Raw genomic sequence first — 19,657 nt, forward strand, 5'->3', positions numbered from 1 at the left:
GCAAACTCGTCTGGCGCATGCCCCATCTTCGCGGCGCCGGCCCGCTGATCCTCCAACTGCGGCATGTGACGGGCTCTGCGTCGGCCAGAGTCTTAGCAACGACTCCGCAAGTCAATGACGACTAAACGATCCCTTGTGACCTGCCCCCCGGAATCTTCCATCGGGCGATCAGCACTAGAAGGGGATAGCGGCGATCTCTTCCTTACGTTCTTCTTTTTCTTCGTCCGTAAGGTATCTCAGGCCAGTCATCTCCGCCGTCAAGCGTGCTACATTCGCCCGGCGGTCTTTTCGCGTTTCTGCCGAACAGAGTTCATTTCATCGGCAAGCTTCCGTCCCCTTTGGGATGCCTTGCCCACAACGTGCCGAATTCCACCGAGATGTGCGAGTAAACGAGTCGCCGCCAGGTCCAGCGCGTCGAATGATCCAGCAGCCTTAAATTCGCTCCAGAGTTCCTTGCTTCGTAACTCTAGACGGCGGGGAACTACCAGCTCTGAGCCGACCACCCCAACGCCAGTGATGAACACGACACGGTTCCCCGTTCGCATTCGAAGTTTGTGCGACTGCAACCCGCTCTTCGAAACGATGGTCCGAATCTTGGCGCGAAACTCCCCGGGAATGCAATCGCCGGAGATCGTTAAGTCATCGACCCACACTGTGTAGCTGAGGTCATACTCTGCACATAGGTTCGCTATCGCATCGAACATGGGCCGGTGTACGATAGACGCCAAAACTGGCGTCAGCGGGGAGCCGAAGCACGCCCTGTCGTCTGCCGTGGTCAGGTGGGCGATCAATCCCGCAACGTCGGCGGCCATTCCAAACTGCCCGACCAGAGCGTTCCGGATCATACCGCGCGTCGTTGAAGGATAGAATTGCTTGATGTCGAGGGTCAGATATTCCGCAGCGTTCACATGAGCTTCGGCGTTGTCGCGCTGCGCTTTACCGACGCGCGGGCTCATGAGGTAGCTTGGCTGAACGATCTTTGCGGGCTGTCATCCACCGCTGCTCGAGTCGATTCAATCGTCCACCAGCCTGAAATCTGGTCTCCGTCCCGATTGGCCTGCTCGAACGGGAGCAGGGTATAGTCGATAGATGGGAAACGCGAATCCGCCCATGCGACCGTTTGCGCGGCTTCCTCAGACTCCGTTGCCGTGTCGGCCGGTTGTGCAGCGGGTGCCGCAGACGCTGCAGGCTGGGGTACCATGACTGGAAATGCGATCCCGTATTTCGCCTGCAAATAGCCCATCTGCAACTGGGCGAGCGTGAGCCGTTCGGTTTCGGCGCGGCTGAGGGCGAGCGCTTGAATCAGCCCGCCACCGGATGCAGCTTCACGTTCCGCCTCTTCGATACGCTGTTGAACGGAGGTCATTCCGCCAAGAATACGTGCTGCGCGTGCTTCATCGGGTTCAACGGCAGGGACAGTCACTTCCACGGTGGCGGCACCGGCTTCCGCATGGATCCGGTTCTCGATCAATGTCCGCGCAAGTAGGAGGGCTTCCCGGCGCGCATCGAGCAGGGTCACGATCAAACCGCCATCGTAGCGCGCAGCCTGAACCTCAATTTCTGTCAGTTGGCGCTCGATTTCTGCCAACTCCGTCGGAAGTGAGGTATCTTGTGCAAATGCAGAGTTGGCAACAGCAAGTGCAATTGCGAAAACAAACGGTCTCAATGGCATAAGCTGCTCCGAAATCTTGCTACATGCGGTGGCAGGCTAACAACGAGAACACCAACCATCAAGCGAACCAAGAGCATCGCGTATCACCCTTTACCTGAATGCGTCACCCACCCCGCCACGATCCGCCCCGGCAGACCATTCACTGCCCGCTCGGCGTCCCTCGCCAGATCGAGCCGCTTGCGCAGGCGTACCTGTCTGATCATGAGAAAGATCGGCACGCTGGTCAGCCCGCGCCCGGTTTTCGACCGTGATGCCACCGCCCGGCCCTTGGTGTTCAGCCGCCCCTCGGCAACCAGCAGGCTGGGGCCGTTGCGGCGTGGGATGAAGCGCAGTGTCAGCCCGGTCCTGGCTTCCCATTCCCGCGGGGTTGGGCGCTTGCCGCCCCGGCCCTTGCCGGCCGCTTCGGTCGGGATCACCAGCCACAGCCCGCCCCGGGACCGGATCAGCGGGCCGGTGTCATGCGCGGAGATGATCACCGGGGCCTTCGACCAGACCAGCGCGGCGGCGTTCAAGCTGGGCCTCGCTTTCGGATAGGTCTCGGAGCGGATGGTGCGCGCAAGTCGCTGCCCGAGGCTTGCGCCGGTGATCTGCGCGCGCCAGGCGGATTTCAAGCCGGTGCCGGCATCTTTGATCGCGACGGATACAGCCTTTTCCCCGGCAGCGATCTCCGCCTGCATTAGCCTGGCGATATCGGTGATCTCGAGCTTCAGCTTCATGCCGGTCGCAGGTCCAAGGTCCAGATCAGCCGTTCCCGGTCGCGGATTGGCTCTCCCTGGATGACATGGCTGCCCGTGCCGATGACGATCAGATCGCCCGGACGGGGATCAGGCAGGTCGGCGACGCGCACATCCCACCACCATGGTGTCGCTGACGAAGCGCCCGGCACCGAAATCGGTGATGCGATCCGGGGCGCGGCGGATGATGCGGACCCTCCGTTCCTCCGAACTGGTGGCCGAGATCCAGAGCACGGGGACCGCCATAGCGGCATGCGCGAAGATACGGTCCATGGCGGCGACGAAGACGGACATGACGATTTCCGCGTGGCGTCAGTTCGACGTATGCAGGCGGACGGCGAGCCGGGGGCGCTTGTTGACCGGCAGGATCGAGGCTTCGGTCATCAGGTCGATCCAGCGGCCCTTCTCGTCGAGATGCTGGCGGGCATAAAGTGGCAGGCCGATGGTGTTCGCCGCCTCCAGCAGGTTCGCCGGGCCGCCATAGGTGGTGAAGGTGTCCATGGTGCCCAAGGGGAAGGCGATGCCTTCGTTGGCGGGGACCAGCCGTTCCGCCGCGCCGGTGGAGAGCGTCACCGCACCGGCATATTCCTCGAACAGGATGCCGGCGAAGGGGAAGTTGCGGCGCATGTCCTCGCGCAGCGGCTGGGCGCCGGTGGCAGCGTAGAACTTGTAGGCTTCTTCCACCTTGGCACGGCTGATCAGCTTGTCGAAGAACTCGCGGCTGACCAGCGCCTCACCCAGAAGGTTGTCCTCGATGGCGCGCAGCACTTCGCGCACCTTTCCCTGAACATTGGTGCCGGCGGTGCCGAGCAGGAAATCCACCGAGATCTGGGTCAGGCCGAATTCGGTGAAGTAGTTGTAAAGCGTGGTGCCGGCGCCGTCCTTCACGATGCCTCGGAGCGCGTTCATCTCCATATATTCGCGGGTCTGGGCATGCTTGCGGCGCATCAGTATCAGCTTGCGGCTCATCACGCCGACCAGTGGATCGGCGGCGTCCGAGACCCCCAGCGCCGGACCCCCCTGGATATCGGCCGGTAGGATGACATCGTCATGCGGGATCCATGGCAGGGCGAAGGACCGCATGGACCGGCCTTCGCGCGTGCCGATGGTCGCAGGACCGCCGAGCGGGACCGAGGGCAGCAGGCTGAGGATGCCCTCATATTGCTCGATGATGACCGAGCGCTGGCTGACGCCTTCGAAACGGAACAGGCCGATCTGGCCGAGACGGGTGTAGAGATCGGGCAGGATGTTGATGGCCTGCGTCATCTCGGCCAGCGAATAGCCGCCGGCATCGAACGGGTTGCGGGTGATGGTCATGGGAAGGCTCCGGGGAATGAGGGGAAGGCGCTGTCGCGGGCAATGATGCCGGCGCTGGCCAGTTCGGTGATCTTGGTAGCGATCTTGGTGCCCTTCATCGACGCTGGCGTCGAAGACGAGGCCGGCGCGGGGAGACGATGGCCGGACCACGGGCGACGATGATGCCGCAGGCGTCGGCCAGCGTGGCGTCGACAGGATAGAGCAGTACCGCAGCTGCGGTCTCCGTGCCGTCCGAGCCGGTGGCGGCCGAGAGCATATACTTCCCGTTGGCGGTGATCTTTCCCGGCACCGCGCCGACCGGGTAGTCGGTGCCGGCGAGCAGGGTCACCACCTCGCGGCAATAGTTCGGGTTGAGCTCATATTTGAGGACATCGCCCATGCCGGGCGGTTGCGTCAGGACGGCCATGGTTCGGTCTCGGGTTGTGGGGATGGGGGGCGGCGATCAGCGCGCGGCGGCCGACTTCTTCGCCGCCGCCACGATGGGGCTTTCCTTCGCCCCGGTCGCCGGGGTGGTGGCGATGATGCCGGCGGCATCGCTGCGGGCGGCGAGGTCGGCAGGACCCTCGCCCGCAGGGCTTCGGGCTTAATGCCCCGCGTCAGGGCATCGGCGGCGTCGATGGCCACGCCGAGCCGGGCGGCCTGCGCGCAGACCTGCGCCACTTCCGCCGCCTCGGCACGGATGGCTTCGGGTGAGGGTGCCGCTTCCGCCTGTGGCGGTGCGGCCGCCGGGGTCGGGATCGGTTTCGGCGCCGGGTTCGCGGCAGGCTCCGGCGTCGGTTCGGCATGGTCTTCGGGAGTAGTGGTCATCAGAAAACCCTTTCCTCTTGGGCTGGATGTGCCGCGGGGTGCGGCGGCGAAGGCGCGGAAGGCGGTGACGGGATCGGCGACCTCATCGGCGAGACCGGCGAAGACCGCCGCCTCTCCGCGGAAGACGGCGGCTTCGGTGCCCAGCGCCTGCAGCGTGTCGAGGCGCTGGCCCCGGCCTTCAGCAACGGTTCTGGCGAAGAGCTGGCGCAGATCCTCGAGCTCGTCAGCGATCCGGGCGCGCACAGACTCGGGCAGCGGCTGGTAGGGGTTCGCATCAACCTTGCGCGCCCCGGCATGGATCAGGGTGACGGCAATGCCCTGTCTGTCGAGCGGCCCCGCTCATGTCGCTGTGCATGGCCACCACGCCGATGCTGCCCACCGCGCCGGTGCGGGGCAGGATGATGCGGTCGGCCTGGGAGGCCAGCGCATAGCCGGCAGACAAGGCGTGATCGGCAACGAAGGCCTGCACGGGTTTGACCTGACGCGCGGCGCGGATGCGGTCTGCCAGATCGAAGGCGCCGGCCACCTCGCCACCGAAGCTGTCGATGTCGAGGGCGATGCCGCGAATGGCGGGGTCGGCGAGCGCCGCCTGCAGCTGCGCCGCGATGTCCTCATAGGAGGTCAGCCCCGAGGATTGCCCGATCCAGGCGCCGCGATGCACCAGCGTGCCGGCGATCTCGATCACCACGATGCCGTCGACGACGGCGAGGGGCTGGCTGCCGCCCTGCGCCTGGCGGCGGGTGAGAGTGTCGCCGAACAGCGAAGACCGCGCGGGCAGGGTGACTGCGCCTTGATCCCCAGCTGCCAACTCCAGCCCTTGGAAGGTGATGTCCTTCCCGGTGATCCGGGGGCCGAGACCCATGACGAAGGCCAGCGCCTTGGCGGGATCGACTATCAGTGGCGTGTTGAAGAACGCGCTGGGCGATCTGGCTGTGGTGCATCATCCCTCCTCCGGAAGCCGGGGTTTCCGGTCCTTGTCCTCATCGTCCCGATTGTCATTGTCCTGTGCGTCGGCCTGCTGGTCCTCGGTGTCGCTGGTCCCAGAGCCGCTCCCCGCCGCCTGCGCCGGTGATCCCGGCCGCCGGAAGTCGAGCCCCAGTTCGGCCTCGCGTTTGCGTTCCGCGGCGATTTCCCGGTCGACCTGTTCGGCATGAAAGCCGCGTTCGGCGATGGCCTGGCTGCGAGATTTGAGCCCGGCCTCGATCTGCAGGATCTCCGCCGATGCATCCTTGGCGGGGTCGATCCAGTCCCATTTGGTCGGCAGCCAGTCGCAGGCGAGGGATGCGCGCCGATCCCGCCCATGGCCGGGCAGGTCGCGCCGACCTGCGCGGCTTTCATGAAGCTGATCCGCTGCGCCGGATGGCTGGGCGACAGCGCATCCATGATGCCGCGCAGATAGGGGGTGCGGGCGGTGCGATACCGCCCCGGATCGGCTGCGGCGCGCGAACTGAGCCGGCGATGCGCATCGGCCCATTCCGACACCGTCAGGTCCGGATCGGGGCGCATCCCATTGCGCCAGACCCGCAGGATGTCCTCGGCCCCGTCAAAGCCGAGGTCGAGATCGGCGGTCAGGTCGTCGCTGGTCAGGTGGTGGCCTGTCTCCCCGCCACCCGAGGGAAACCCGGAGATCGGCGAGGGCGTCGAGTTGCGCTCTGACATGGGTTTCCAGCACCCTCTGCAGGATCGCCGCCTCGATCGTCACCGGTTCGCCGGATTGCTGTTGGCTGAGGCCTACCCGGCCTTCCGCAGCTGGCTCAAGGACTTTCAGATGGCGCTGACCCGGCGCCGGATCGAGCGTTCGTCGGGGATCTCGTCGCCATCCGACTGATCGGCCAACCAGTCCTGCATGGCGCGGATCAACTCGGCCTTCAATTTCGATCCGCGCTAGGTCGATCTGAATTGCGAGATGGGCTTCCTGATCGACAGCCCCAGGATGGCCGCCCAGGTTTCCGGTGCCTTCGACAGCCCCATCCCGCTGGTCAGCTACCAGCCCGCGCTGACGCCCGAGGCCAAGATGGTCTGGATCGAGAGGCTGCCGGAAGGCCGGGTCGAAATCTATCAGGAAGAACCCGCCGCAACATGGGTCCAGCAGATCGCCATCGCGGTGATCGGCATCCTGCCGGTCGAATGGCTGCTGTGAATCTGGAAGGCCGAAGCGCGCTTGCAATACGGATGGAACGCGGCGGTCATCTGGCCGGCGTCAGCACGGATGAAGTCGAGCTATCGTGAAAACCCCTTGTCAAAGGAAATCGTTGGCGCGCCGGCCATCGGCGTGACATCGCTGCCAAGTCCCGCCGCCCAGACATAAGGCGTGATCTGGCCCGACCAGTCGTCAGCCGATGCAGGAAGCCATCCCGGGCAATGACGGCCGCAGCCGCCAGAAGGTTGCGGATCACCGGTCTGGTCTTCACAGGATGTTCTTGAACATGCGGCCACCCTTGATGATGACGCGCAGCGAGGCGTCGGGCGTGTCCAGCCACGCCAGATCGGTTTCGGGATCGCCGTCGATCACCAGCAGGTCGGCCAGCGCGCCCTCGGCGATCACGCCCAGCCGTCCGTCATAGGGCGCGCGCTCGCCCGACAGCGCCAGCAGCGAACCCGCTGCGCCGGTGGCCTTGTGCAGCGCCTCCAGCGGCGACATGAAACGGGCGAACTTCGCCAGTTGCCGCCCCTGGCTGGCGGCGCCGGCCGGGTTGAACAGGATGTCGGTGCCGAAGGCCAGCAAGGCGCCATGTTTCCTTGCCAGTTCGAACGCGCGCACCGTTCCCTCGGACACCTGCGCCTGCTTGGCCTGCTGGATCGGGTCGGGCTTCGGGTTGGAATCCTCGTCGGCAAGGAACGGCTGGATCGACCACCATGCGCCTTCACCGGCCATCATCACCACGGATTCCTCGTCGGCCAGTTGCCCGTGCTCGATGGATTTCACCCCGGCCCGGACCGCCCGCTGGATGCCGCCGGGCGTATAGACATGGGCGCTGACATAGGTGCCCCAGTCGGCGGCTGCCTCGACCGCGGCGCGCATCTCGGCCTCGGTATACTGCACGCCGTCAAGGGGATCATAAAGCGAGGATACCCCGCCGCCCGCCATGATCTTGATCTGGCTGGCGCCCTTCATCAGCTGCTCGCGCGTGGCGCGCAGCACCGCGTCCACGCCATCTGCGATCAGCGCGACGCCCTGCCGTTCGATATTGCCGGGCGGCGTGTCCGGAAAGCGCGGCAAGTCGCTGAGCAGGCGGAAATCGCCATGGCCCCCGGTCTGCGAGATCATGGCGCCGCTGGGGAAGATGCGCGGCCCGGTAACCGCGCCCTTGTCGATGGCCAGCTTCAGCCCGAAGGCCGGCCCGCCCATGTCGCGCACGGTGGTAAAGCCGCGCATCAGGGTGGCCCCGGCCTCGCGTCCCGCCATCAGGTGGACAAAGCCGATGTCCTGGGTCAGCGCGGCGATCTGGCTGACACCCACCAGCGTTGCGTGCCAATGGGCGTCGATCAGCCCGGGGATGACGGCGCGCCCGCCGCAGTCGATGCGCTGCGCATCCTGGGGGCCTTGCCCCACGGGCGGCAGCGCGGTGATGCGCTCGCCCTCGATCAGGATCTCGACCCCCTCGCGCATCGCCAGGATTTCGCCATCGAACAGCCGCAGGTTGGTCAGCAGGATTGCTGCGCCCGGCGTCTGCGCCTTGACCTCCTGCGGTGCCAGTCCGAAGCCCGCGAACATGCCGACCACCGCTGACATCCCGCCCAGCATCTGCCGCCGCGAGATATCCGCCTCGATCCTGCGCATGGCGGCGAAAGTGGCCGGGCTGCCACATTGGCAAAAGCTCGAATGCCTACTGTCGGTCGCTGCCTCAAGGCAAACCTGGCACATGCCGTGTTCCTTCCGAAGATCACACAGGAAACCTGTATAAGGCAGCCTTGCCAACTGCATAGTGGAATTTGACGAACAGGCGCCTGATGTGCGCCGCAACGGAATGGCGGTTTTGCGGTTTACAGGGGCTTTATCGCATAGCCGTCAGATTGCTTTTCGCGCAGCCAGCCGATCCGTTCCGTGCCCTTTCGGCCGTGAGCGGGTCTCTGGCATCTTGTGGGAATCCGACGGCAGCTTTTGCAGGGGCTTCTTTCTTCCTCGGCAATATCGAATCCGACTGTCCATCGCGTCGGACTCTGGACCCGCCCCATCCGCCGCCGTTTGTCCGCCGCAGCATGGCGACCCGACAGACCAGGGTGCCGGAACCCTTTGCATCCGCGCAAGCCCATGCTGCTCGCGTGACCGCCCACGAAGTCCAGCGACGAGGTGCAAAAAAGAGTTGACAACATCACGAATATACCGATTTCTGATATAAAGCCCGAAAATCAGGACCAGACAGATGACCGACACATTGCCCCGGGTAACCTACTCCAACATTGGAGCCGACTTCTCCCCGCTGCACGCCTTCCTCGACCGCGAGATCCCGGCGTTCCAGAACGACATGCTGGGCAAGGACTGGGCGACGCCCTTCGCCACCGGCCCGCTTGCCGCGGTGGCCAGCCCCATCGACCCGGCGCTGGAACTGGGCCGCTTCCCGGTGTCGACCGAAGCTGATGTCAAGGCCGCCGTCGCCTCGGCGCGCAAGGGCGCGGCGGTCTGGAACCAGGCCAGCCTCGACGACCGTCTCGCCTTTGCCGCGCGCTGGCAGGCGGCGCTGGACGAGGCGAAATACCGTCTCGGCATCGCTGCGCTGTTCGAGGTCGGCAAGTCGCGGACCGAAGCCATCGGCGAGGCCGAAGAAGCGGTCGACATGCTCGACTATTACCCGGCCGAACTGAAGGCGAACGCCGGCTACCGCCGCGAGATGATCGAAATGGTGCCGGGAGAGACCGCGATCTCGGTCCAGCGGCCCTATGGCGTCTTCGCCGTGGTCGCGCCCTTCAACTTCCCGGTGGCGCTGTCGGTGGGGATGCTCTGCGGCGCGCTGCTGACCGGCAATGCGGTGGTCTACAAGCCGTCGCCCGAATGTCAGCTGACCGGGCTCTTGCTGGCGGAAACGCTGCGCAAGGCCGGCCTGCCCGAGGGGGTGTTCAACCTGGTGCTTGGCGGTGCCGCGACCGGCGAGGCGCTGACCACCGATCCCGGGATCGACGGCGTGGTCTTCACCGGCTCGCACAAGACCGGCATGTCGATCTTCCGCCACATGGCGGCGCGTCCCTGGATGCGCCCGGTCATCGCCGAGATGGGTGGCAAGAATCCGGCCTATGTTACCAAGAATGCCGACATCGAACGCGCCGCCGCCGGGGTCGCCCGCTCGGCCTATGGTCTGCAGGGGCAGAAATGCTCGGCCTGCTCGGTGGTCTATGTCGACAATGCGGTGAAAGATAAGTTCATCGAGGCGTTCCGGGCCTTTGCCGCAACGCTGCAGGTCGGCGACCCGCGTGATGCCGCCACCTTCATGGGGCCGCTCTATAACGATGCCGCCGCCGCGCGTTTCTCGCAGGCCGTGGCCGAGGCCCGCGCCACCGGCAACGTCCTGCTGGGCGGCGAGCGGATCGCTGATCTGCCCGGCAATTACTTCGCCCCGACGCTGGTCGAGATGGACGGGCCGTCGCGCCTGACCCGGGAAGAGCTGTTCATGCCCTTCCTCGTCCTGCGGGGCGTGGACGGGCTGGAGGCCGCTCTGGCCGAGGGCAACGACGTCTCCTACGGCCTGTCGGCAGGGATCTTCTCGCAGGATCAGGCCGAGATCGACCATTTCCTGACCCATGCCGAGGCGGGGGTGCTTTATGCCAACCGCGCCTCGGGCGCGACCACCGGCGCCTGGCCGGGCGGGCAGCCGTTCTGCGGCTGGAAGGGCACCGGCGTCGGCGGCAAGGGCGGGCTGGGCACCTGGTATCTGCCGCAGTTCATGCACGAACAAAGCCACACGATCATGACCGTCTGAGCGGTCCGCGCCCCCCTTCCCCGGGGGCGCCCTCTTTTTTCCGACCTCCATCCCTGCGGATCATCATGCCGACCTATCCAGACAGCTTTCCCGCCTCGCGCCGCCTTTTCGAACGCGCCTGCAAGGTGATGCCGGGCGGGAACACCCGGACCACGGTCTTCCTCGACCCGTTCCCGATCTATGCCGTCCGGGGCGAGGGCTGCCGGGTCTGGGACGCCGACGGCCAGGTGTTCTACGACTGCATCAACAATTTCACCGCCATGATCCACGGCTACGGCCAGCCGGAACAGGTGGCCGAGGTCGCGGCGCAGCTGCCGCTTGGCACCGCCTTCGGCGCACCCACCGAATCCGAGATCGAGCTGGCCGAGCTGCTGATCGGCCGCCTGCCGGCGATGGACCAGATCCGCTTTGCCAATTCCGGCACCGAAGGCGTGATGATGGCGATCAAGGCCGCGCGCGCCTTCACCGGCCGGCCGAAGATCGTCAAGATCGAGGGCGCCTATCACGGCTCCTACGATTTCGCCGAAGTCAGCCTCGACAGCGCGCCGGGGAACTGGGGCGACATGCCGGCCGCGACCGCCTATGCCAGGGGCACTCCGGCGGGGGTGCTGGCCGATGTGATCGTGGTACCCTTCAACGATACCGAAGCCCTGCGCGCCGTCTTTGCCCGCGACGGCGAAACCATAGCCGCGGTGCTGATCGACCCGATGCCGAACCGCGCCGGGCTGATCCCTGCACGCAAGGACTATCTGGAGGCGATGGCGCAGATCGCCCGCGGCGCGGGCGCGCTGGTCATCTTCGACGAGGTGATCTCGTTCCGGCTGGGCCATTCCGGGGCGCAGGGCCTGTGGGGCATCCGGCCGGACCTGACCGCGTTGGGCAAGATCATCGGCGGCGGCTTTCCGGTCGGCGCGGTCGCGGGCCGGGCCGAGGTGATGGCGGTGTTCGATCCCACCTCCGGCAAGCCCGCTCTGCCGCATGGCGGCACCTTCACGGCCAATCCGGTGACGATGCGGGCCGGGTTGGCGGCGATGCGTGCGCTGACGCCCGCGGCCTTCACCCATCTCGACGCACTGGGCGATTTCCTGCGCGATGGCATCAATGCGGCGCTGGCGCGGCTGTCGCTGCCGGGGCGCTGCGTCGGGCTCGGCTCGCTCTTCAAGGTGCATTTCACCGCGCAGCCGATCACCGATTATCGCTCGGTCTACCCCGGCCCGGTCGAAAAACGCCGCCTTGGCGCTTTCCACCGCGGGCTGCTGGACCGCGGGGTGCTTTCGGCCAGCTACGGGCTGTTCGCGCTTTCGACCCCGATGACCCGAACCGACGCGGCCGAAATCCTTGCGGCCATCGAAGACACGCTCGGCGAGATCGCCCGCGAGGGCTGAGGCGCCGGAACAGGACGGAAAAGAAGATGACAGCGAAACTTCATGCGGCGGTGATCGGCGGCGGCGCGGCCGGCATGGCCACGGCGCTGGAACTGGCCCGCCAGGGCGCAAGGGTGACGGTGCTGGAAGCGGATGCGCTCGGCTCGGGGTCTTCGGGGCGCTCGGTCGGGGTGGTGGGCACCCAGATGACCGATCCGTTCCAGCTGCTGATGCGGCGCTATGGCCAGGCCCGGTTCCGCGAATGGGAAGGGGAGGGCTTCCGCTTCAACCATATCGGCTATCTGCGGCTGGCGCGCACCCCTGCGCAGATGCGCGCGCTGGAAGAATCCCAGCGCATGCAGGAAGAGGCGGGGTTCCGCGCCCGCGTCCTTGCCCCGGAAGAGATGGTGCAGCTGATCCCGCATCTGTCGGTCGAGGGGCTGGCGGGCGGGATCTTCGGGCCGGACGACGGCTTTCTGGATCCCTACGAGCTTTGCACCTTCCTGGGCGCGCGCCTGCGCGAACAGGGCGGCGAGATCCGCCAGTTCTGCAAGGTGACGGGGATCGCGCGGCGCAGCGGCGGCTACCGGCTGGAGACCACGAAGGGCGGGCTCGACTGCGATGTCGTGGTCAATGCCGCCGGCGCCTGGGCGCCGAAAGTGGCGGCGATGTTCGGGCAGGAGCTTCACATCTTCCCCGAGCGCCACGAGGCCATGGCGATCCTGCTGGATCAGCCGCTCGACTATACGATGCCGATGGTGATGGACCTGATCGAGGGCCAGGGCACCGGGCTCAATTTCCGCCACGAAAAGCCGAACGAACTGATTTCCGAGATCCACAAGGTCTCGACCGGCACATTCTCGGACCCCGACGACTACAACGACCAGTGCATGGACGCATCGCGCGAATATCTGGCGGAGCTGCTGCTGGAACGTCTGCCCGATCTGCCCGGCGCGCGGCTGGGCCGGGGCTGGGCGGGGCTCTATCCGATCACCGCCGACCACAAGCCCTTCGCCGGGCCGGTGGATCCGTCCGAGCCGGGGCTGATCACCGCGGGCGGCGGCGGGGGCTATGGCATCCAGCTTTCCCCGGTGATCGGCATCGCGGCCGCCGACTGGGCGCTGCACGGCGCTGTCGTCTCGGCCCCGGGGCTGGAGGCGCTGCGGCCTTCACCCGACCGGAACCGCCCCGTAAGTGCCGCCGCGAACCACGAGGAGCAGCACTGATGTCCGAAGCGCAAACCCCGGCCGGGCCGCCGGTCGTCTCGCTCAAGAAGATCAACATCCGCTACGGCAACCATCATGCGGTCCGCGATGTCTCGCTGGACATCGCGCGCGGCGAGGTGGTCGCCATGGTCGGGCCCAGCGGGGCGGGCAAGAGCACGCTTCTGCGCGCGATCAACATGCTGGAGACGCCCAGTTCCGGCACGCTTCACGTCGGCGATTTCACCTTTTCGCTCGACCACAGGCTCAGCCAGAAAGAGCTGCTGGCGCTGCGGCGCTCGACCGGGATGGTATTCCAGCAGTTCAACCTGTTCCCGCACATGACGGTCGAGAAGAACATCTCGCTGCCGCAGATGCGGGTACTGGGGCGCTCGCGCGCCGAGGCCGACAAGGTGACAGCGCGGCTTCTGGAACGGGTGCATCTGGCCGACAAGGCAAAAGCCTATCCCGCAAGATTGTCGGGCGGCCAGCAGCAGCGCATCGCCATCGCCCGGGCACTGGCGCTGGATCCCAAGGTCATGCTGTTCGACGAGCCGACCTCGGCGCTGGACCCCGAGCTGGGGCTGGATGTGCTGGAGGTGATGCGCGAACTGGCCGCGGACGGCATGACCATGATCGTCGTCACCCACGAGATCGCCTTTGCCGCCGAGGTGGCCGACCGGGTGATCGTCATGGCCGATGGCGAGATCATCGAACAAGGGCCGCCCGATCAGGTGATCCGCAATCCCCAGCTGCCGCGGACGCAGAAGTTCTTCCGCGCCATTCTGGACCGCCACTGATGACCGGGGTCTTCCTTGCCCTGCTGAAGGGGGTTCCGGTCGCGCTGGCGGTGACCGGGCTGGCGTTCCTGATCGGCGCCGTTCTGGGCATACCGCTGGTGCTGATGCGGCGCGCGCGGTCCTGGCTGCTGCGGCTGATCGCGCGGATCTATATCGACGTGATGCGGGGCATCCCGCCGGTGGTCTGGCTGTTCATCATCTTCTTCGGCCTCGGTAGCGGCATCATCGCGCTCAGCCCGTTCCGGGCGGCGGTGCTGGGGATGGGGCTGATCTCGGCCGCCTATCTGGCCGAAATCTACCGCGGCGGCTTTCTGACCCTGCCGGCGGGGCAGAATGCGGCGGCGGTGGCGCTGGGCCTGACCCGGCTCGACACGTTGCGCTATGTGCTGGCGCCGCAGGTGCTGCGGGTCTCGGTCGCGCCGATGGCGACCTTTCTGGTCAGCCTGCTGAAGGACACCACCGTCGCTTCGACCATCGGCGTGCGCGACGTGATGATGCTGGTAACGCAGCAGGCGCAGGCGGCAGGCGGCGGCTTTGCCCCGTTCATCGCGGCGGCGGTCCTTTACATCCTGCTGTCGATCCCGGTGGCGGTGCTGGCCCGCACGATGGATGCAAGGATGCGCGGGAGGATTGCGGCATGAGCGAGCTTCTGGCGAACTGGGCCGACTGGCTGCCGCAGCTGTGGAAAGGGCTGCTGATCAGCCTGCAACTGACCGGGGCCGCGCTGGCGGCGGGGCTTCCGCTGGGGCTGGCGCTGGCGCTGCTGACCTCGGCGCGCACGCCCTGGCTGAAATGGCCCGCGATCGCGCTGGTCGAGGTGGGCCGCGGCGCGCCCGCGCTGGTGGTCCTGCAGATGGTCTATTACGGCCTGCCTTCGGCGGGGATCAACGTCAGCGCCTTTGTCTCGGGCGCGCTGGCGCTGGCGCTGACCACCGGCGCCTATACCAGCGAGATCCTGCGCGCAGGCATCAACGCCGTGCCAAGGGGCGAGGTCGAGGCCGGCCATGCGCTGGGCATGACGCCGGGCGACGTGCTGCGCTTCGTGGTGATCCCGCAAGGGGTGGTCTTCGCGGTTCCGGCGCTGATGGGCTTTGCGATCCTGATCTTCCAGGCCACCGCGCTGACCTTCACCATCGCCATCCCCGAGCTGCTGGCCCGGGCTTACCGGATCGGGGCGGCGACGTACCTCTATCTCGACGTGCTTATCCTGGCCGGCCTCGTCTACCTCGCCATCACCATTCCGTTCGGCTGGCTCGTCAACCGCGCCGCGCGGCGCCTTGGCAGCCATCTCGGCTGAAACCCCATCCAACAGGAGGAGAAGACCATGAACACCGCAAGACTTTCGCTCGCCGCCATTGCACTGACCCTTTCGGGGGCCGGGCTCGCGCTCGCGCAGGACTGCACCCCGAAGCACAGCTTCACAACCCTGTCCGAGGGCACGCTGACGGTCGCCCTGACCAACACCCCGCCCTATTCGGCCGAGAAGGACGGCGCCGTCGGCGGCATCGACGGCGATCTGCTGGCGAAATTCGCCGAAGAGAACTGCCTGAAGATCGCCTACGAGATCTTCACCTATCCGGCCGCGGTCTCGGCGGTGCAGACCGGCCGCGCCGATGTCGCGCTGGGCGGGTTCTACCGCACCGCGGCGCGCGACAAGGTGATCACGCTGTCGACCCCGGTCTATCTGGACCAGCTGGCGGTCGCCTCGAAAGACGGGCTTTCGACCGTCGACCAGCTGATCGGCAAGAAGATCGGCACCGTCGAGGGCTACGACTGGGTGATGGAGATGGAGGACACCATCGACGGCTCGACCACCTATCCCTCGTCGCTGAACCTGGCGCAGGATGTGCAGGCCGGGCGGCTGGATGCCGGGCTGGAGGGTTTCGGCGCCGCCGTCGTGCTGCATGCCGGCACCGACGTGAAGGTCGTCCTGCTCGAGGCCGACCCGCGCATCACCGCCACCACGCTCGCCTCGCAGACGGCGTTCCTGCTGCCCAAGAACAACGAGGAGTTCGTGACTGCGGTCAATGCCTCGATTGAAGACTACCGCAGCGCCGGCGTGATCGGCGAGGTGCTCTCGGCCTATGGCCTCGACCCGTCGGCGGCCGATGTCGGCGAAAGCCGCGTGATCGACTGATCCCCGCCCCCCGGCCCAGACCGGCACGGGGACGAAGAAGGAAGCGGCGCCGGAAGCTTTCCGGCGCCGCTTCGGCCCCCGCGGGGCGGTCGACGCGGCCAGCTATCAGGTTGCGCGGCGGCTTAGGCTCGGGGTAGACGTGACAGGATTTACCTGAAAATGGCTGGCATTAGCTCGATGGCCGCATCGGAAAACCGCGACACACCGCTCGAACGGTATATGACGACCCTGGAGCTTCTGGCCCCGCACGCCGACGGGCTGACCCAATCCGAACTGGAACGCGCGCTCGATCTGCCCAAGGCGAGCGTCAACCGGATGGTTCACGTGCTGCTCGACAGCGGGCTAATCGCGCCCAGCCCGGGGCGCGCGCGCGCCTTTCAACTGGGCCCGCGCATTCTGCATCTGCTGCACGGCGCCAACGACACCAGCTGGCTTGAGCGCATCAGCGCCCGGCCCCTGCAACAGCTTGCGGCGGCGACCGAGCAATCGGCCTTCCTCGCCCGGCTCTACGAGACCGAGATCCGTTCGGTGAACTGCGTGGCGCCCGATACCACGGTGCGGCTGCATATCGTTCCCGGCACGGTGATGCCGCCCCATGCCTCGGCCTCGGCCAAGGCGATCCTCAGCTATCTGCCGCCGGAGCTGCGCGACCGCATCCTTGATGCGCACGAGCCCGAAGCCTTCACCTCGCGCACGCTTACCGACCGGGCGGAACTGGTCGAGGATATCGCCCGGGTGCCGGAGCGCGGCTATTCCATCGAATGTGGCGAGCATGTCTACGGACTGGCCTCGGTGGCGCGGCCGATCTTCGGCCCGTCGGGCGAGGTGCGCTATGTGGTCGGCCTGACCGGGCCCGAGAACAGCATCCTCGGTCCGAACAAAGAGCACAATCTGGCAGCGCTGGCCGAGGCCAGCGAAAAGCTGGGCCGGATGCTCACCCTGCCGATGACCTGATCGGGGTCAGCTCGGGAGTCCCTCGGTCATGCGCTCCGCGCTCGTGGCGAGTGTCCGGTACAGAGAAATCTGCGCGTAGCCTGCGTTCCGTCCGGTCTGCCGGGAACTGCTTGTCCGAGGCGGCTGCGGTCCGGGCTGCGACCGAAGGAGCGATACGGATTCCAACGGGAGAGGTTGGAAGGCCGAGCAGGCGCCCCAGCCTACCCAATCCACATCCGCAACACCCCCGCAACCGCCGCCACCGCAGCGACGCCGCCAAGATACAGCGCCACGAACCAGGCCAGCTTGCGGCCCATCAGTGATAGCCCGCGTCGGGGTCGACCTTGCCCCGGAACACCCAGTAGGAATAGCCGGTATAGACCAGGATCACCGGGACCAGCAGGATCACCCCGGTCATGAAGAAGCGCTGGCTCTTTTCCGGGGCGGCGGCGTCCCAGATGGTCAGGCTGCCCGGCACGATGTCCGGATAGATCGAGATTCCCAGCCCCACGAAGCACAGCGCGAACAGTGCCAGCGCCAGGAAGAACGGCCAGCGGTCGCGGCGCGCGGCCAGCATCCGCAGCAGGCCCAGCCATACCGCCGCCACCAGCAGCGGCACCAGCCCGGTGACGGTGATCGCCGGCCACTCGAACCAGCGCTGCCAGTATTCCCCCAGCAGGAACGGCGTGGCCAGGCTGACCGCGATGATGGCGGCCAGCATGGCGATGGCCAGCTTGCGCGCCCAGGCATAGGCGTCGTCGCGCAGATGGCCTTCGGTCTTGGCGATCAGCCAGCAGGCGCCCAGCAGCATGTAGGCGATGCAGACGCTGGCCCCGCACAGCAGCGAAAACGGCGTCACCCAGTCGAACCAGCCGCCGCCATAGGCGCCGTCGACGACCCGCACCCCCTGCAGCACCGTCCCCAGCGCGATCCCCTGCATGAAGGCCGCCACCACCGAGCCCAGCACGAAGCCCCGGTCCCACCAGTGCCCGCGCTTGCGGCTGCGAAAGCGGAACTCGAAGGCGACGCCGCGGAACACCAGCCCCAGCAGCATCGCGATGATCGGGACGTAAAGCGCCGGCAGCAGGATGGCATAGGCCTGCGGGAACCCGGCCAGCACCGCGCCGCCGCCCAGCACCAGCCAGGTCTCGTTCCCGTCCCAGACCGGCGCGATGGAATTGATCATGGTGTCGCGGTCCTGCTTGCGGGCAAGGGGGAACAGGATGGCGAGCCCGAGGTCGAACCCGTCCATCACCACGTAAAGGAACACCGCAAAAGCGACGGTAAGGGCCATCAGCAGGGGCATGTCCAGCATCATCGGCGCAGCTCCGGTCCGGCGGTGGCGGCCGCGGCGCCCCCCGGCATGATCCCGGCGGCGTGCTGGGGCTGGCCCGCGGCTGGGCCCTGTTCGCCGCCATGCGGCGGGCGCGCCATCAGCCGCAGCAGATAGGTGGTGCCGGCGGCGAAGATCAGCGTATAGACCACGACGAAGGCAGCGAGCGACGCCCCCACCGCCGGCGCCGCCACGGGCGAGGCCGCGTCCACGGTGCGCAACATGCCGTAGATCACCCAGGGCTGGCGGCCGACCTCGGTGGTGACCCAGCCGGCCAGCACCGCGACGAACCCCGCCGGCCCCATCGCCAGCGCCGCAAGATGCAGCCAGCGCCAGTCATGCAGCCGGCCGCGCCAGCGGGCGAGGCCGCTCCACACCCCCACGGCCAGCATCAGGAGGCCCAGGCCGACCATCAGCCGGAACGACCAGAACACGATCGGCACCGGCGGCCACTGGTCGCGGGGCACGGTCTCCAGCCCCTCCATCGGCGCGTTCGGGTCGTGCTTGAGGATCAGCGAGCCCAGCTTGGGGATGGCTATGGCGTGGTCCATCCGCGCCTCCCGCATGTTCGGCAGGCCGAACAGATATAGCGGCGCGCCCTCGGGGTGGCTGTCGAAATGCCCCTCCATCGCCATCACCTTGACGGGCTGGTGTTCCAGCGTGTTCAGCCCGTGCTGGTCCCCGGCCAGGATCTGGACCGGCGCCACCAGCAGCAGCATCCACATCGCCATCGAGAACATGACGCGGCTTTCCTCGGCCGCGCGGCGGCGCAGCAGGTGCCAGGCGGCGGCCGCGCCGACCACCAGCGCGGTGGTCAGATAGGCGGCCAGCACCATATGGACCAGCCGATAGGGCAGCGAGGGGTTGAAGACGATCTCCCACCAGCTGCCCGGCGCGATGCGGCCGTCGGCGCCGACGATATGGCCCTGCGGCGTCTGCATCCAGCTGTTCACCGACAGGATCCAGAAGGCCGACAGCAGCGTGCCGACCGCCACCGCATAGGTGGCGAAGGCGTGCAGCCCCTTGCCCACCCTGTCGGTGCCGAACAGCATCACCCCCAGGAAGCCCGCTTCCAGGAAGAACGCCGTCATCACCTCATAGGCCATCAGCGGCCCGATCACCGCCCCCGCGACATCGGTGAAGGCGGACCAGTTGGTGCCGAACTGATAGGACATGACGATGCCCGACACCACGCCCATGCCGAAGGCGATGGAAAACACCCGCATCCAGTATTTCAGCAGGTTGCGGTAGACCTCGCGTCCCGTCGCCAGCCACAGGGTTTCCAGCACCGCAAGATAGCTGGCAAGGCCGATGGTGAACGCCGGAAACACGATGTGAAAGGACATCGTGAAGGCGAACTGCAATCTGGCAAGCAGGACGGCGTCCAACTGTTCCAGCATGGCCAACCTCGCAACATGCCCGGCATCGCGGCCGTCACATCGTGAC

The 19,657-nt window shown here is 66.8% G+C and carries 17 protein-coding genes and 4 pseudogenes; 9 read left to right on the forward strand and 12 right to left on the reverse strand.

The window, feature by feature from the left end; all coding sequences use genetic code 11:
• Positions 1 to 266 precede the first annotated feature (266 nt).
• From RSP45_RS11730 to RSP45_RS11770, 9 genes and pseudogenes are all read right to left on the reverse strand, one after another.
• Complete coding sequence (locus RSP45_RS11730) at positions 267 to 956, reverse strand: hypothetical protein (protein ID WP_415392047.1); 690 nt, start codon at positions 954 to 956, stop codon at positions 267 to 269.
• Positions 953 to 1,588: a hypothetical protein gene (locus RSP45_RS11735; protein ID WP_415392048.1), complete on the reverse strand. Its 636-nt coding sequence runs from the start codon at positions 1,586 to 1,588 to the stop codon at positions 953 to 955. The genes RSP45_RS11730 and RSP45_RS11735 overlap by 4 nt, the downstream gene beginning before the upstream one ends.
• 167 nt (positions 1,589 to 1,755) lie before the next feature.
• Positions 1,756 to 2,388 carry a DUF6441 family protein gene (locus tag RSP45_RS11740; RefSeq protein ID WP_415392049.1) on the reverse strand — a complete coding sequence of 211 codons (633 nt, stop codon included), beginning with the start codon at positions 2,386 to 2,388 and terminating at the stop codon, positions 1,756 to 1,758.
• 108 nt (positions 2,389 to 2,496) lie between these two features.
• A complete protein-coding gene (locus RSP45_RS11745; protein WP_415392050.1) occupies positions 2,497 to 2,700 on the reverse strand; it encodes a hypothetical protein in 204 nt (67 codons plus the stop codon).
• 18 nt (positions 2,701 to 2,718) lie between these two features.
• Positions 2,719 to 3,723, reverse strand: a complete 1,005-nt coding sequence (locus RSP45_RS11750; RefSeq protein ID WP_415392051.1) for a major capsid protein — start codon at positions 3,721 to 3,723, stop codon at positions 2,719 to 2,721.
• A pseudogene (locus tag RSP45_RS11755) lies at positions 3,720 to 4,129 on the reverse strand (head decoration protein). The gene RSP45_RS11750 and the pseudogene RSP45_RS11755 overlap by 4 nt, the downstream one beginning before the upstream one ends.
• A 36-nt stretch (positions 4,130 to 4,165) precedes the next feature.
• A pseudogene (locus RSP45_RS11760) lies at positions 4,166 to 5,471 on the reverse strand (S49 family peptidase).
• Positions 5,471 to 5,857, reverse strand: a pseudogene (locus RSP45_RS11765) (phage portal protein); the annotation flags it as partial. The pseudogenes RSP45_RS11760 and RSP45_RS11765, both read right to left, overlap by 1 nt.
• Positions 5,818 to 6,189, reverse strand: a pseudogene (locus tag RSP45_RS11770) (phage terminase large subunit family protein); the annotation flags it as partial. The pseudogenes RSP45_RS11765 and RSP45_RS11770, both read right to left, overlap by 40 nt.
• A gap of 247 nt (positions 6,190 to 6,436) precedes the next feature.
• On the opposite strand from RSP45_RS11770, the gene RSP45_RS11775 reads away from it, so the two are divergent.
• Positions 6,437 to 6,670 (forward strand): hypothetical protein, encoded by a 234-nt coding sequence (locus tag RSP45_RS11775; protein ID WP_415394101.1) that lies wholly within the window; start codon positions 6,437 to 6,439, stop codon positions 6,668 to 6,670.
• 267 nt (positions 6,671 to 6,937) lie between these two features.
• On the opposite strand, the gene RSP45_RS11780 is transcribed toward RSP45_RS11775, so the two are convergent.
• Positions 6,938 to 8,311 carry an amidohydrolase family protein gene (locus tag RSP45_RS11780; protein WP_415392052.1) on the reverse strand — a complete coding sequence of 458 codons (1,374 nt, stop codon included), beginning with the start codon at positions 8,309 to 8,311 and terminating at the stop codon, positions 6,938 to 6,940.
• A 583-nt stretch (positions 8,312 to 8,894) separates the two neighbouring features.
• Between RSP45_RS11780 and RSP45_RS11785 the strand changes: the two genes are divergently transcribed.
• The 8 genes from RSP45_RS11785 (at position 8,895) to RSP45_RS11820 (ending at position 16,899) form a co-directional block, all read left to right on the forward strand.
• Positions 8,895 to 10,442 carry an aldehyde dehydrogenase family protein gene (locus tag RSP45_RS11785; RefSeq protein ID WP_415392053.1) on the forward strand — a complete coding sequence of 516 codons (1,548 nt, stop codon included), beginning with the start codon at positions 8,895 to 8,897 and terminating at the stop codon, positions 10,440 to 10,442.
• A gap of 65 nt (positions 10,443 to 10,507) precedes the next feature.
• Positions 10,508 to 11,827 (forward strand): aspartate aminotransferase family protein, encoded by a 1,320-nt coding sequence (locus tag RSP45_RS11790; RefSeq protein WP_415392054.1) that lies wholly within the window; start codon positions 10,508 to 10,510, stop codon positions 11,825 to 11,827.
• Between the two features lie 26 nt (positions 11,828 to 11,853).
• Positions 11,854 to 13,032 carry an NAD(P)/FAD-dependent oxidoreductase gene (locus tag RSP45_RS11795; protein ID WP_415392055.1) on the forward strand — a complete coding sequence of 393 codons (1,179 nt, stop codon included), beginning with the start codon at positions 11,854 to 11,856 and terminating at the stop codon, positions 13,030 to 13,032.
• The gene (locus RSP45_RS11800) at positions 13,032 to 13,808 is read left to right on the forward strand and encodes an amino acid ABC transporter ATP-binding protein (protein ID WP_073067696.1); all 777 of its coding nucleotides are present in this window, start codon (positions 13,032 to 13,034) and stop codon (positions 13,806 to 13,808) included. Before RSP45_RS11795 ends, RSP45_RS11800 begins: the two co-directional genes overlap by 1 nt.
• Positions 13,808 to 14,449: an amino acid ABC transporter permease gene (locus RSP45_RS11805; RefSeq protein ID WP_415392056.1), complete on the forward strand. Its 642-nt coding sequence runs from the start codon at positions 13,808 to 13,810 to the stop codon at positions 14,447 to 14,449. Before RSP45_RS11800 ends, RSP45_RS11805 begins: the two co-directional genes overlap by 1 nt.
• The gene (locus RSP45_RS11810) at positions 14,446 to 15,105 is read left to right on the forward strand and encodes an amino acid ABC transporter permease (RefSeq protein WP_303729080.1); all 660 of its coding nucleotides are present in this window, start codon (positions 14,446 to 14,448) and stop codon (positions 15,103 to 15,105) included. The genes RSP45_RS11805 and RSP45_RS11810 overlap by 4 nt, the downstream gene beginning before the upstream one ends.
• Before the next feature lie 27 nt (positions 15,106 to 15,132).
• On the forward strand, positions 15,133 to 15,945 hold the full coding sequence (locus tag RSP45_RS11815; RefSeq protein ID WP_415392057.1) for a substrate-binding periplasmic protein: 813 nt from the start codon (positions 15,133 to 15,135) through the stop codon (positions 15,943 to 15,945).
• 219 nt (positions 15,946 to 16,164) lie between these two features.
• Entirely contained in the window at positions 16,165 to 16,899 is a 735-nt protein-coding gene (locus tag RSP45_RS11820) for an IclR family transcriptional regulator (RefSeq protein ID WP_303729078.1), read from the forward strand.
• Between the two features lie 295 nt (positions 16,900 to 17,194).
• On the opposite strand, the gene cydB is transcribed toward RSP45_RS11820, so the two are convergent.
• Positions 17,195 to 18,196: a cytochrome d ubiquinol oxidase subunit II gene (gene cydB, locus RSP45_RS11825; protein ID WP_415392058.1), complete on the reverse strand. Its 1,002-nt coding sequence runs from the start codon at positions 18,194 to 18,196 to the stop codon at positions 17,195 to 17,197.
• Entirely contained in the window at positions 18,193 to 19,611 is a 1,419-nt protein-coding gene (locus RSP45_RS11830; protein WP_415392059.1) for a cytochrome ubiquinol oxidase subunit I, read from the reverse strand. The genes cydB and RSP45_RS11830 overlap by 4 nt, the downstream gene beginning before the upstream one ends.
• Positions 19,612 to 19,657: the final 46 nt, after the last annotated feature.

This window comes from Paracoccus sp. SJTW-4 (genome assembly GCF_047716885.1).
In the GTDB taxonomy this organism is placed as follows: Bacteria; Pseudomonadota; Alphaproteobacteria; order Rhodobacterales; family Rhodobacteraceae; genus Paracoccus; species Paracoccus solventivorans.

Bases quoted from the DNA above. Each gene is read 5' to 3' on its own strand.
- RSP45_RS11790 (WP_415392054.1), top strand. From the start codon at position 10,508: ATGCCGACCTATCCAGACAGCTTTCCCGCCTCGCGCCGCCTTTTCGAA.
- RSP45_RS11740 (WP_415392049.1), bottom strand. From the start codon at position 2,388: ATGAAGCTGAAGCTCGAGATCACCGATATCGCCAGGCTAATGCAGGCG.
- RSP45_RS11830 (WP_415392059.1), bottom strand. From the start codon at position 19,611: ATGCTGGAACAGTTGGACGCCGTCCTGCTTGCCAGATTGCAGTTCGCC.
- RSP45_RS11775 (WP_415394101.1), top strand. From the start codon at position 6,437: ATGGGCTTCCTGATCGACAGCCCCAGGATGGCCGCCCAGGTTTCCGGT.
- RSP45_RS11780 (WP_415392052.1), bottom strand. From the start codon at position 8,311: ATGCGCAGGATCGAGGCGGATATCTCGCGGCGGCAGATGCTGGGCGGG.
- RSP45_RS11815 (WP_415392057.1), top strand. From the start codon at position 15,133: ATGAACACCGCAAGACTTTCGCTCGCCGCCATTGCACTGACCCTTTCG.
- RSP45_RS11730 (WP_415392047.1), bottom strand. From the start codon at position 956: ATGAGCCCGCGCGTCGGTAAAGCGCAGCGCGACAACGCCGAAGCTCAT.
- RSP45_RS11820 (WP_303729078.1), top strand. From the start codon at position 16,165: ATGACGACCCTGGAGCTTCTGGCCCCGCACGCCGACGGGCTGACCCAA.
- RSP45_RS11785 (WP_415392053.1), top strand. From the start codon at position 8,895: ATGACCGACACATTGCCCCGGGTAACCTACTCCAACATTGGAGCCGAC.
- RSP45_RS11805 (WP_415392056.1), top strand. From the start codon at position 13,808: ATGACCGGGGTCTTCCTTGCCCTGCTGAAGGGGGTTCCGGTCGCGCTG.
- RSP45_RS11810 (WP_303729080.1), top strand. From the start codon at position 14,446: ATGAGCGAGCTTCTGGCGAACTGGGCCGACTGGCTGCCGCAGCTGTGG.
- RSP45_RS11750 (WP_415392051.1), bottom strand. From the start codon at position 3,723: ATGACCATCACCCGCAACCCGTTCGATGCCGGCGGCTATTCGCTGGCC.
- RSP45_RS11795 (WP_415392055.1), top strand. From the start codon at position 11,854: ATGACAGCGAAACTTCATGCGGCGGTGATCGGCGGCGGCGCGGCCGGC.
- RSP45_RS11800 (WP_073067696.1), top strand. From the start codon at position 13,032: ATGTCCGAAGCGCAAACCCCGGCCGGGCCGCCGGTCGTCTCGCTCAAG.
- cydB (WP_415392058.1), bottom strand. From the start codon at position 18,196: ATGATGCTGGACATGCCCCTGCTGATGGCCCTTACCGTCGCTTTTGCG.
- RSP45_RS11745 (WP_415392050.1), bottom strand. From the start codon at position 2,700: ATGTCCGTCTTCGTCGCCGCCATGGACCGTATCTTCGCGCATGCCGCT.